This is a genomic window from Candidatus Poriferisodalis sp., from assembly GCF_965262965.1.
Lineage (GTDB): Bacteria > Actinomycetota > Acidimicrobiia > Acidimicrobiales > Poriferisodalaceae > Poriferisodalis.
Window position 1 is genome coordinate 1,968,856 of record NZ_OZ253573.1, and the last position, 12,258, is coordinate 1,981,113.

A 12,258-nucleotide genomic window follows, 5' to 3' on the forward strand; every position below is an offset into this window, starting at 1 on the left:
CAGACGGTTGATGTTCACCCCAACATTGCGAACGTGTTACGGTCTCCCCAATTGCTCTGGCGCACGGGTTGATGGGGACTCGAGCGCCGAACCGAAACAGGGGGAGACGCAATGGACACATCTATTGTGTTCACCGAGGCTTACTACTTCTTCACAGTCGCGATCATGTGGCTGCTGCACGTGGGGTTCATGACCTACGAGGCAGGGGTAAGCCGTCGCAAGAACGTCATGTCGACGGCGATAAAGAACATCATGACCATCGCCGTGGTCACGCCGACGTTCTATTACATCGGTTGGTACGTGTACTTCTGCATGCAGGAGGGCCTGAAATTTACCGGGTCACCCGATGGAGCAAGCCCCGCAGGACTTGGGGGGCTTTTCTTCTGCGGTGACCAGTACGGCTTGCCGTGGGACGGCTCCGCAGGACCGAACCTCGGCGACAACATCACCGGCGTCTTCTGGGCAGCATTCGTCCTGTTCTCTTGGACGACGGGCTCGATCATGTCGGGCTCGGTGCTGGAGAGAATTCGAATTTCGGCCTACTTGTGGCTGACAGCGCTGATGGGCGGCATCGTCTGGGTAGTTGCGGCCGCTTGGGGCTGGAGCTACGGCGGCTGGCTGACGGTCCACTTCGGCTACCACGACTTCGCCGCTTCAGGCGTGGTCCACGGCGTCGCTGGGATTTTCGCTCTAGGTGTGCTCTTCAACCTCGGGCCAAGAATCGGCCGCTACGACAAGGACGGCGGTACTCGGGCCTTCAAGCCCCACAACCTCCATCTCACGTTGATGGGTCTGATGATCATCTTCACCGCCTTCTACGCCTTCTACGCGGCGTGTCTGGCCATCACGGCCGACACCACGCCCGGCTGGGCCAACATCTACTTCAACCCGGCCACGTTGTCGGCGATCACCTACACCATCACGATGGGCTTCGCCGGCGGCTTCGCCGGCGGCTACATCTTCAGCAAGGGCGATCCGTTCTGGACCATCTCCGGAGGTCTCGCCGGCGTCGTGGCTGTCTCGGCGGGAGCCGACATCTACAGCCCGAACCTGGTGCTGATCCTTGCGTTCTTCTCGGCCGGTCTCGCCTACATGGTGGGCAACTGGATCGAGCAGAAGGCCCGCATCGACGATGCGGTCGGAGCTGTGTCGGTCCACGGTGTCATGGGCTTCTGGGGTGTCATGGCTGTCGGCATCTTCGCCGGTGGCTACCCGACAGGGCCCGCCGGAGTGAAGACCACCTTCTTGGGCCAGCTCGTGGGCACAGCGACAATCTTTGCGTTGGCGTTCGTCACCGGCTACGTCGCATCCTGGATCCTCAAAAGGTTCAATCTGCTGCGGGTGCCCCCCGAAGTGGAGATCGAGGGCCTCGACATGGCCGAGTACGAGACGGACTTCTATCCGGAGTTCGGCCGAGCCGAAGAGCCCATCATCCATGCCGACGGATCCGAGGGGCCTGCAGCCGACACGCTGAAGGCCGACTACCTCGCCAACCGCTAGTCGGGTGTCCGCCTCATGGCTGCAGCTCGTTCTCGCACTCGTCGTCATGTACCTGCTGGTTGCGACCGCCGGGTACTGGAGCAAGCAGAAACGAGCGCAGCAGGAGGCACAGGGACATGACCGGCATAACCACTGACATCGTTCAGCACTAAGGAGGACTGAATGAACACCTTCCCCTACGACAGCTGGGAAGCCGCAATCCAAGCAGCCGACGGCACGACCGGATACTTCACTTGGGGTCCGGGCGGCAACACCGCCTCGTACGTCCTTGCATTCATCGGGATCGCGGTCTCGGTGATCGCGGCAGTTGTGGTGACCGTACGAGAGGACAGGCTGCTCAACCACGCGGCCGACCGTCTCGCTGAGAAGTACAACTAGCTCGGGAGGACTGAGATGGCACGTCGCAAGCAGATTGCGTTCCAAGGCCTGCAGGGCCACGACAAGCGGGTCGAGATGGCGGTGGTGGCCTTCACCGTCGCCTGCATCGTGTTCGCCATCATCTGCATCCAGGTTGTGGCCTGACGGCAGACTCATCCAGATCAACACGGCTGATGCTGCGTCGCCCACCGGCGACGCAGCATCTGTCCGTGCGTTCGGGATCTAGCGTGACAACGTGAGAGTCGCCCGCAAACGAATTGCCCAATTGTGCTCGGCGGTGGCTGGCGCAGCGATGTTCTTGCCGTGGCACATCAACGCTGGATTCGGTGGCTCCGACACGGTGCGCGGCATCAACGCCGGTGTAGGACGGCTCCTCCTTGCCGTTTGCATCGTGACCATTGCGCTGGTGCAGATCGGCTGGCGCCCGGCGTGGATCGGCGCCGGTTTCGCAGGCGCAATCGCAGTACGCGAGATTCTCAATCCTTCCGGCATCGGCAGTCCCGATCCGGGACTCGGACTGTGGATTGCGGCCATCGCCTCGGCTGTGGCTGTCGTCCTGCTCGTGTGGGACATGTTCGCAGGCGTCCGTGGGAGCGACGGTTCTGACCCGGACACGGGCGAGCCCCCCCGTCGAGGGCTCTCGGGACCACTGGGTCGGCGACAATGACGCGGCGAGGTGTCGAACTGCACCGCCGGGGAGCCCGAACACCGATCAGGCCGATGCCGAGGTAGCAAGAGCCATGCTCGCAGCCAAACAGCCAAGTGTGCTGGTGCCGGGACTGATGACGCTCGGACCGGGAGTGGAGCGTTACCGAGTGACGGGCGGCGGCGCGACTGTGCTGGCACTCGACGCCGACGACGAGCTGGAAGTCGTCGATCCTGAAGGCCGACAGCCGTGCGAGCTGGTGGCCTTCGACGCCGACGGGCATTCAGACCCCGGATTGCTGGAACCAGCAGCCGGAAGTGACAACGGGCGACATGGTCGGTCGGACGAGCGGGCCGCTGTGGGCATCCTTTCGGCGGCACTGCACGACGCGCGCCGGGTGCGGGCCGGGCTCGAGCGTGTTGGCATCGACATGGCCGCCATACAGGCCGCAACGCCACGAAGACTCTTCGACGGCGACGCTCCTGCGGGCAGCAGCGCCCGCGTGGTCGCGCATGCCGACATCGCCTGCGTGGTGTCCGCGCCTGGAGGCGCCATGTCTGCTCATGGCGGTGCTCCGCCCACCGATCTGATCGCCTACGTCCACCGCATCAAACCTGCTGGCGCTGACGCCGAGCCGTTGCTGCCGACACCGCTGGCCGACCCCAGCCAGGACTTCATCGTGCTGGCCAGCACAGCTCGCGCCTACCACGTGTCCAAGGGCGACTGGTTCCAAGTAGTGGACATGGAGGGACGGCAGTGCTCGGACTTCCAGTGCTTCGCAGTGGCGGACCTCGAAGCGGGCTCCGAGCTCGGCCTCGACGCCACCATCACCCGCTCCCTCATGGGAGCGAGCTGCCCGGCACCTGGCCTGTACTCGAAGTTCTTCAACGCCAAGATGGCGCCGCTTGTCGAAGTGGTTCAGGACACGGTGGGCCGCCACGACACCTTCAACACTGCCTGCAACGCCCGCTACTACGAGGAGATGGGCTACCCCGGCCACATCAACTGCACCGACAACATCAACGGGGTCCTCGATCCCTTCGGAGTCGCTGCACGGCGGGGCTGGGAGGCGATCAACTTCTTCTACAACACCCAGGTGGATGACGCGAATCAGATCTACCTCGACGAGCCGTGGTCGCGCCCTGGCGACTATGTGCTGCTGCGGGCGCTGGAGGACTTGGTGTGCGTCAGCACCTCGTGTCCGTGCGATGTCGACGCTGCGAACGGCTGGAACCCCACCGACATCGCGGTGCGGGTGTACCCCGCAGCCAACATGTTCAAGAAAGCGACGGCGATCAGAATGACCGCGGACTCCGAGGCCCAACTGACCAAAGAGACCGGATTCCACGCCCGCACGTCCGAGTTGACGCGCAGCTTCAGCGAGTACTGCGGCTACTGGCTGGCCGACCACTACACGGCACACGGCGCCGTCGAGGAGTACTGGGCGTGCCGGCAGGCCGCAGCGGCCATCGACCTGTCGCCGCTGCGCAAGTACGAGGTCACCGGACCCGACGCCGAGATGCTGATGCAGACGTGCGTCACCCGCAACGTACGCAAGCTGGCTGACGGGCAGGTCGTGTACACCGCTATGTGCCACCCCACCGGCGGAATGATCGACGACGGCACCGTCTTCCGGCTGGCGCGCGAGAACTTCCGCTGGATCGGCGGCCAGCTCGGCTACAGCGGCATCTGGCTTCGGGAGCAGGCCGCGCGGCTGGGGCTGCGGGCGTGGGTGCGCAATTCCACCGAGCAGCTTCACAACCTGCAGGTCCAAGGCCCCAACAGCCGCCGCATACTCGACGAGGTCATCTGGACGCGCCCCGACCAGCCAACCGTGGAGGAGCTGGGCTGGTTCCGGTTCGCGATTGCGCGGATCGGGGACCACGACGGCATCCCGATCGTCGTCTCACGCACGGGCTACACCGGCGAACTCGGCTTCGAAGTGTTCTGCCACCCCTCCGACGCCCCGGCAGTGTGGGACGCCATCTTCGAGGCGGGCACACCGCACGGGCTCGTGCCCATGGGCCTGACTGCGCTCGACATGCTGCGCATCGAGGCCGGGCTGATCTTCGCCGGCTACGAGTTCTGCGACGAGACCGACCCCTATGAGGCGGGGATCGGCTTCACGGTCCCGCTCAAGACCAAGGAAGACGACTTCATTGGGCGCGATGCCCTGTTCGACCGGCGCGACAACCCCCAGAGGCGGCTGGTGGGCCTAGAACTTGAAGGGGGCGAGCCGGCGGGGCTTGGCGACGGCGTGTACATGGGGCGCAACCACGTCGGTGAGATCACCAGCGGCACCATCTCTCCCATCCTGCGGAAGAACATCGCGCTGTGCCGCATGACGTTGCCCTACAACGAGATCGGCACAGCCGTCGAGGTGGGCAAGCTGGACGGCCACGAGAAGCGCATCAGTGCCGAGGTAGTGCGGTACCCGTTCTACGATCCCGACAAGTCCCGGGTCCGCGGTCTCGCCTAGGCCGAACAACCCGGACAAGCGTGTCTTGCAACCCTGCACGGGGATGCAAGACTGAGCGGTGTTCTACTCTCGTTGTATAAACATCTAATCACAGGGGGGATTCAGATATGACACGGGTAGCCATCATCGGCGCGGGGCCATGCGGACTCTCGCAGCTGCATGCGTTCGCCAGCGACAACTCGACACAGGCCGCGGACATCGAGCTCGTCTGCTTCGAGAAGCAGGACGACTGGGGCGGACTGTGGAACTACACCTGGCGTACCGGGCTCGATGAACATGGCGAGCCGTGCCACGGGAGCATGTACCGCTACCTGTGGTCCAACGGTCCCAAGGAATGCCTGGAGTTCGGCGACTACGGCTTCGAAGAGCACTTCGGCAAGCCGGTTGCGTCGTTCCCGCCCCGCGAGGTGCTCTACGACTACATCATCGGCCGCGCCAACCGCAGCGGCATCCGCGACAAGGTCCGGTTCAACCAATCAGTGCGGCGCGTCAGCCGGTCGTCCACCGGCGACGGCTTCACGGTGACGACGCACAATCACGGCACGGCCGTCACCACCAGTGAGGACTTCGACTGGGTCGTGGTGTCCACCGGACACTTCTCGACGCCCAACATGCCCCACTACCCCGGGTATGAGACGTTCGGGGGCACCCTTCTGCACGCCCACGACTTCCGTGACGCCGTGCAGTTCGAAGGCCGCGTTGTGCTCGTCATCGGGTCGAGCTACTCGGCCGAGGACGTTGCATCACAACTGTGGAAGTACGGGGCGCAGTCGGTCATCTGCTCGTCGCGCAGCGGGCCGATGGGCTTCGACTGGCCCGAGGGCATCACCGAAAAGCCGATCCTCACCCACGTGGACGGTCGCACGGTGCATTTCACCGACGGCACCAGCGCCGAGATTGACGCCATCGTCTCTTGCACGGGCTACCTCCACCACTTCCCGTTCATCGACGACGACCTGCGGCTGAAGACCGCCAACCGGCTCGCTTCGTCAATGCTCTACCGGGGTGTGGTGTTCCAGCCCGAGAACCGGATGCTGTACTTGGGGATGCAGGACCAGTGGTACACGTTCAACATGTTCGACGCCCAGACCTGGTACGCCCGTGACGTCATTCTGCGCCGCATCGAGCTGCCCGACGCCGACACCCAAGCCCGCTGGATTGATGACTTCCAGGCCGCGGAAGACGAGGTGCCCGACGACTACGGCGCCATCGATTTCCAAGGCGACTACACCCAGGACCTTCTCGACCAGACCGACTGTCCCGACCCGAACACACCGCTCATCAACAAGATGTTCAAGGACTGGAAGAAGCACAAGAAACAGTCGATCCTCGGCTACCGCGACCACGGCCATACCTCGCCGGTGACGGGCACGCAGGCTCCCGTGCACCACACGCCCTGGGAGGACGCGCTCGATGACTCGCTCGAGTCCTATCTGGCCGACTCGGGCTGATCGGCTGGGCACGCCGGAGGGCCGCGTCCAGAAATTGCGTTGAAAGGCGGAGCTGTGAGGGCGATCCCAACCAAAGTCGATGTCGTTGTAATCGGCGCCGGGGTCACCGGTGCCAGCATCGGCTACCAGCTCGCCCGGCACTCGGACTTGCGAGTGGCCATCGTCGATGCTCGGGCGCCCGTTGGGGGCATCTCGGGCCGGACGTTCGGCCAGATCCGACAGCACTATTCCAACGAGCTGATGGTGCGCATCGCTCAGCGGGGCTTCTACTGCATTCAGAACTGGAGTTCCGAGGTGGGCTACGGCGATCCCGGCTACGCCCGGTTCGGCTACATGCTGCTGGTCGTCGAGGACCAACTCGAAGGGCTCCGGTACAACATCGATCTCGGCCAGGGCCTCGGCGTCGACACCCGCTTCGTCGTGGGCAGCGAGATCACCGAGATCGAACCCCTCGTGAACGCGGACGGCCTCGCGGGGGGTGCCTACGAACCTGACGGCGGCTACATCGACGTCACGAAAATGGTGTTGAGTTGGCTCACAGCAGCGTCTGCAGCCGGCGCTGACGTGCTGGCGCCGCTCGCCGTGGAAGGGATCACCACCTCGGGCGGTGCCGTCACTGGCGTCGCTACCGCCGCGGGCGAGATCCGGGCATCTGTCGTCGTCGCCGCAACGGGGGCATGGGCGCGCGACCTGCTCGATCCGCTCGGCGTGGACGTTCCCGTCGAGCGGCGACGGCTCGAAATGGCGGTGCTCGAACAGCGCCCAGGGGCCCGGGCGCTGGGCACATGCATCACCGACGGCAACTCCAATTTGGTCATCCGCCCCGACATGGGACGCCACATCGTGGCCGTGGCCTACCCGCCCGAGATGCCCGTGGTCGCCGATCCACTGGCCGAGGCAACGGAGGCTGATCACTCAGCTCACGACGTGCGCCTCCAAGCAGCCATCGGCGAACGCCTTCCCGAGATGTCGGTTGCATCCACCGTGAGCGTCACCAGCGGTGCTTACGACGTGTCGCCGGACTACCACCCCATCGTCGGTTGGGCGAATGAGATCGCCCCGGTGGACGGCCTCTACCTGGCCGTGGGCCTCTCTGGGCACGGGCTCAAGCTCTCACCGGCGCTCGGCGAGATCATGGCCGCACGCGTGCTCGGCGTCGACCAGGTGGGTGACGCTCCGGCGATCGACACCCGGGCATTGCGCCCCTCGCGTTTCGCCGAGGGCGACCTCATGCACCTGTCCTACGGGCCGAGCGCCCGCGCCTAGCCTCCGCCTCGAAAACCCCTGTCGCACTGGCCGTTGCCTCGACTCGCACGGGGCCCCGTCGTTCCTTGAGATCAGCCATGTAGTAGTGGGCTAGCTTCGCCCCGTGGATCATGAGCCGTCCGTCGCAGACTTGAATGAACAAGTGCGTGGTGGCCTAGCCAAGTCGTTCATCGAGGACGCCGTGATCGGCCAATACCGCCAGCTCGTGCGCTGGCAGCACATCACCGGCCAGTCAGCACAGATCGACTCTGGATACCTCGGCCAACACCTCGTGAGCCTGGTCTCTGGAATTCCGGGACGGGGCCGAGGCAGCCGAGGCAAGGGAGCAGATCTCGCCGACGGTTCCGAGATCAAGATCGCGAGCACACTCGGCGGGGTCGACAAGCCGCGCTGGAACAACAAGCTGGACACTTCGTCGGCCGTCGAAACCTACCTGAGCAACCCCGCGATTTACTTCGGCCTGTTCGACACACTTGAGAAAGGCGAGGAATTTCCGGTCCGGGTCCGCGTGTGAGTTGTTGAAACCCCGCATGATGAGGTCTTCTGCAACGTTGTCAGAACGTGGGCTGAGAAGCAGTCGTCAGGAAACTTCCAACTCCATCCGCCGTGCTGGGCCCAATTCCGATGTCGCTACGAACCAGAGCGGCGACATTGCGCTTCCGCTTGCATTTCGAGCGATTCAATTGGACATCAGAGGCGTGGACTATCTCGAGGTCGATCACTGGGATCCGAACCCAGGCAGATGCTCGGTGCCGTAGTCGCTACTTGCGCCAAGCGAGCAGCAATCGACGCCATGGCCCCTTCTCCCCTCATCCCTCGGGACGATCACGCCGGAAGCTGGAAACTCGTTTTCTGTAGGCGCACATACAGATCACGCAATCCACCCTTCGCGGTCGCAATGTGGTCAAAGTGACCTCTCGCAGTCTCTCCAACTCGTGATGTCCAGGTGTGGTCGAATGGCGGGAGCATGAGCGACAGCACATCCTCGGCATCGATGCGGCGTCGTGAACTCGATGTACCTCGGCCCAATGGGGCGATCTGCCGACGAACCAACGGATGCTGGAGCAGCACCAAGGCCGCATAGGGATCGATGTCTGGCTGATATACCCCAAACTCTGCCGAACACTGGACCCGACCGATGCATGCAGGAACTACTGCAGCTCTGAACTTGCGCGGGTTGAGCAGCGAAACGAGCAACTCGCCGGGCTCTGCAAGTTGGCCTGCGGTCACGGGCCTATGGATGCGCGCAAGATGCCAGTCGACTGTGCCGAGTTCGTCCACATGCAGGACCGACACGAACGGCACGTCGCCAGCGAGGCGCGTACGACGCTTGCCTTCGAAGTGCAGAATTGTCCGCGCTTCGAAACCCCCGGCGTCCTTGAGCGAAGCGCGAGCGACCTCTGCATCTTCGTCGAGGGTTGAGGCGTCGAGGCACGTCATCTCGGCAAACCGTCTCCTGGCTACCTGCCCTGACGGTCGCCAAGAATATGGATCGGTGACGAATTGCCGGATCTCGGTCGTGAGCCCGGGAAGGTCATCGCCGTTTGGATCTCGCGCTGGAGAACCCTTGCTCATGACGAATCCAACGTGGTCAGCACGCGCAAGAAACACGTACTTCTTCGGCTCTGATGCCGACTTGCGAAGAAAGGTCACGCTGGTCTTCGCAGTAGTGCCAGCGGGAGCAAAAGTGACCGCCGGGAGACTGATCACCCCCTCCACGCTGAGCGGCAGGTCAAGTCGTGCTTCTTCGAGAAGAAGCTGTCGCATCGCTCGGCCGTCACCGACGCCATCGGGAAGAATGATTCCTGCGACGCCACCCGGCGCGAGAAGCTCGACACATCGAGCCACGAATGCGAGCGCGGGGTCGATCCGCGGGGATCCTGCCAACTTTGGAATGTACAAGGCAGCCCGCTCGATTCCCTCGGCCGAGTCGTACTTCTTGTCACCAAACGGGGGATTGGTCAGAATCAACGAGAACTCACCACACCGTCGAGATACCTGCCGATCTGTGATCGAGTCGCCCACGACCAACACCTCGGGCGCGCCAACCCCTGCTGCCATGAGATTCACACGGGCCATCGCCACCGACGACGCAGACTGGTCCGCTCCGAACAGCCGGCGACCATTCTCAAGCCAATTCTCGTAGAGCCCACGCCTCCGAGCCTCGTGAATTAGACCAACCAGGAAGCGGCCGCTGCCACAGCACGGTCACCCATGAGGGTTGAACCGGCGCCCTCGAATTCAGCAGCCCCAAGGAGTTCCAAGCCAACGTTCACCATGAGATCAACAATGCCTTCTGGCGTCAGGTAGGTCCCGAGGCCTCCCGCGTGCTCGTACCTGCCTCGGAGGAAGACATCGAAGGCCGTGCCCAAGGGGTCGTATGCACCGACAACACCGAATTCAATGCTCCCAAGGATGCGCAGGGCCTCCGCGAGCACATCTGATCGTGAGATTCGAAGGGGCTCATCCAGAGGCCAGACACTCTGAAACTCGCCGTCTGGCAAGCGTGCGCCGAGGGACGGCAGGCTGTTCGCTACTCGGAATGCCGCCTTGGCCAGCTGGACGCTCTCGTCTCCGCCGAGCCGAATATCGTCCAAGATGGATCCGAGCCTTCCGAAGTTGGCAATCGTGGCGTCTGGTTCGCGCTCGGCTGCGATCTTCAACAACAGCAACTTCGTGAGTTCATCGACCGCAGCGTTCGAAGGGCGAATTCCTCCGCGCCGGTAGAGAAGCTGGTGAAGGCCATCTAGCTCGCTGGCCAGATCAACTGGCGCGGCAGTCGCTGTCTTCATGAATGCCTCCTGTCACGCTGTCATGGCGACGCCATCGTTGTTCGGTGCTCCATTGTCACGAGGCCCTGTGACAGCGACTTCCTCGTCGCCGCTGAGGCGACCGGTCTGGATCGCCCATCGGCGTACCTCCGGCCAGTACCAGACGAGTGTCCGCGAGACTGCCACCACTGGCCGCGGGAATTCCGCATGACGCCGACGCCAGTCATGCACAACCTGGAGGCGCTTGACACCGAGCCGCTCAGCGATCTCGGCTGCGCCGACGAGTTCATCGATGTCGATGCGACGACCCACACCCGCATCGTGACACACGTTGCGTATTTCTTGACGCACCCTCAAGCACAATGCTGACCGCGCGGTGGAATGGCGCAGTAGGCGATGGGTCGAGCGCCCGCGCCTAGCCGTCTCCGGCAGCGGCTAGCTCCAAGGGTACGGCGAGTTGCTCACCGGGTGGAGCCGGCCCTCGGCGTAGCGCGAATAGCGGAACGGCTCGAGCAGTGCCTGAGGCTCGCTCAGCAGCTCTTTGGCCACCAGCGCACCCACGCCGATCATCTTGTAGCCGTGATTGGAGTCGGCAATGAAGTAGGCGTTGTCGCAGAAGGTGTCGAACACAGGGAAGTTGTCGGGCGAGAAGCTGCCGATCCCCCCTGAAGGCTCGTCGCTGATGAGGTGGGTCTTGCCCTCGAAGCGCTTGTGGCAGTGGGCCAACGCAGCGGTCCAAGTGCGGTAGAAGTCGCCACCCACTACGAAGTCGGGCGAGTCGGGCCCGTACGGGTCGACGGCCACCTCGGCAGACGGCTTATCCACGACGTAAGGCATATAGCCGCCCTGGATGCCGCCGAAGTTGAAGTCCGGCTTGTAGTAGATGCCCCACGGCCCTTCGGTGACGAGCCCGTCGGCGTCGTACAGGGGCGCATCAGTGTCGATGTGCACCACCGGCGGCATGTTGCCTTCATTGTCGGTGAGAAAGCCGGGGTCGACTGTGAGCGTGCCTTCCTGCAGGCACATGTAAGTCCACGTCGGACGGCTGTGCAGTTGGCCGTCGCTGGCGAGAACGTCGGTTGTCGTCGGCAGGTCCAGCATCGCCCAGATCTTCTGCACCCACGGTCCCACCGCCACCACGACGTGATCGCACGCCACGGGTCCCTGATCGGTGAGGACGGCGGTGACCGCCCCAGAGTTGTCCTGGTCGAACCCGGTCACGGTCACGCCGCCGACGACGTTGACATCCTCGGCTTCGACCTTGCCGAGCAGCCCCTTGAGCGAGGCCATGTTGTTGGCATACCCGCCCCGGTGCTCGTGCAGGACGCTGGTGATGCCCTGTGCCTGCCAGTCATCGAAGATCCCACGCATGTAGGTGGCCGAGGCTTCGGCACCCTCGACGAACGTGGACGAGTAGCCGATGGCCTCTTGCTGCGCGTGGATCGACGCCACGTCGGAGCGCATCGCCTCATGGCTGATCTGCATGTACCCCACGGGGTGATACGAGAACGCGTCAGGGTCGCTGTCCCACACGTCCACCGAGTGGGCCATGAGCTCTCGCATGGCCGGCTGGAAGTAGTTGTTGCGAATCACGCCACAGGCGATGCCCGAGGCGCCCGCGCCTACGCCGGTCTTGTCGATGACGACGATGTCGTCGCCCGATCCCCGTCCCGACGATCGCAGATCGCGGGCAAGGTTCCAAGCTGTCGACAGGCCGTGAATGCCTCCGCCGATGATGACAAAGCGGGCCCTGGTCGGCAGTGCCAT

General features: G+C 63.7%; 12 protein-coding genes. 8 read left to right on the forward strand and 4 right to left on the reverse strand.

Annotated features, from left to right (window positions below; translation table 11 throughout):
* Positions 1-111: 111 nt before the first annotated feature.
* The 8 genes from ACQY5K_RS09435 (at position 112) to ACQY5K_RS09470 (ending at position 8,234) form a co-directional block, all read left to right on the forward strand.
* On the forward strand, positions 112-1,500 hold the full coding sequence (locus ACQY5K_RS09435; protein WP_428122372.1) for an ammonium transporter: 1,389 nt from the start codon (positions 112-114) through the stop codon (positions 1,498-1,500).
* Positions 1,501-1,662: 162 nt separating this feature from the next.
* The gene (locus tag ACQY5K_RS09440) at positions 1,663-1,878 is read left to right on the forward strand and encodes a hypothetical protein (RefSeq protein WP_428122374.1); all 216 of its coding nucleotides are present in this window, start codon (positions 1,663-1,665) and stop codon (positions 1,876-1,878) included.
* 15 nt (positions 1,879-1,893) lie between these two features.
* Positions 1,894-2,022 carry a hypothetical protein gene (locus tag ACQY5K_RS09445; RefSeq protein ID WP_428122376.1) on the forward strand — a complete coding sequence of 43 codons (129 nt, stop codon included), beginning with the start codon at positions 1,894-1,896 and terminating at the stop codon, positions 2,020-2,022.
* 91 nt (positions 2,023-2,113) lie between these two features.
* Positions 2,114-2,545, forward strand: coding sequence for a hypothetical protein (locus ACQY5K_RS09450; protein WP_428122378.1), 432 nt, complete (start codon positions 2,114-2,116; stop codon positions 2,543-2,545).
* A 73-nt stretch (positions 2,546-2,618) separates the two neighbouring features.
* Positions 2,619-5,003: a DUF1989 domain-containing protein gene (locus ACQY5K_RS09455; protein WP_428122381.1), complete on the forward strand. Its 2,385-nt coding sequence runs from the start codon at positions 2,619-2,621 to the stop codon at positions 5,001-5,003.
* A 107-nt stretch (positions 5,004-5,110) separates the two neighbouring features.
* The gene (locus ACQY5K_RS09460) at positions 5,111-6,454 is read left to right on the forward strand and encodes a flavin-containing monooxygenase (protein WP_428122383.1); all 1,344 of its coding nucleotides are present in this window, start codon (positions 5,111-5,113) and stop codon (positions 6,452-6,454) included.
* Positions 6,455-6,508: 54 nt separating this feature from the next.
* Positions 6,509-7,720 carry an NAD(P)/FAD-dependent oxidoreductase gene (locus tag ACQY5K_RS09465; RefSeq protein WP_428122386.1) on the forward strand — a complete coding sequence of 404 codons (1,212 nt, stop codon included), beginning with the start codon at positions 6,509-6,511 and terminating at the stop codon, positions 7,718-7,720.
* 103 nt (positions 7,721-7,823) lie between these two features.
* A complete protein-coding gene (locus ACQY5K_RS09470; RefSeq protein WP_428122388.1) occupies positions 7,824-8,234 on the forward strand; it encodes a MamI family restriction endonuclease in 411 nt (136 codons plus the stop codon).
* A gap of 311 nt (positions 8,235-8,545) precedes the next feature.
* On the opposite strand, the gene ACQY5K_RS09475 is transcribed toward ACQY5K_RS09470, so the two are convergent.
* From ACQY5K_RS09475 to ACQY5K_RS09490, 4 genes are all read right to left on the reverse strand, one after another.
* The gene (locus ACQY5K_RS09475) at positions 8,546-9,904 is read right to left on the reverse strand and encodes an N-6 DNA methylase (RefSeq protein ID WP_428122622.1); all 1,359 of its coding nucleotides are present in this window, start codon (positions 9,902-9,904) and stop codon (positions 8,546-8,548) included.
* The gene (locus tag ACQY5K_RS09480) at positions 9,892-10,512 is read right to left on the reverse strand and encodes a hypothetical protein (protein ID WP_428122390.1); all 621 of its coding nucleotides are present in this window, start codon (positions 10,510-10,512) and stop codon (positions 9,892-9,894) included. The genes ACQY5K_RS09475 and ACQY5K_RS09480 overlap by 13 nt, the downstream gene beginning before the upstream one ends.
* A gap of 12 nt (positions 10,513-10,524) precedes the next feature.
* Positions 10,525-10,803: a helix-turn-helix transcriptional regulator gene (locus ACQY5K_RS09485; RefSeq protein ID WP_428122392.1), complete on the reverse strand. Its 279-nt coding sequence runs from the start codon at positions 10,801-10,803 to the stop codon at positions 10,525-10,527.
* 123 nt (positions 10,804-10,926) lie between these two features.
* Positions 10,927-12,258, reverse strand: a complete 1,332-nt coding sequence (locus tag ACQY5K_RS09490; protein ID WP_428122394.1) for an NAD(P)/FAD-dependent oxidoreductase — start codon at positions 12,256-12,258, stop codon at positions 10,927-10,929.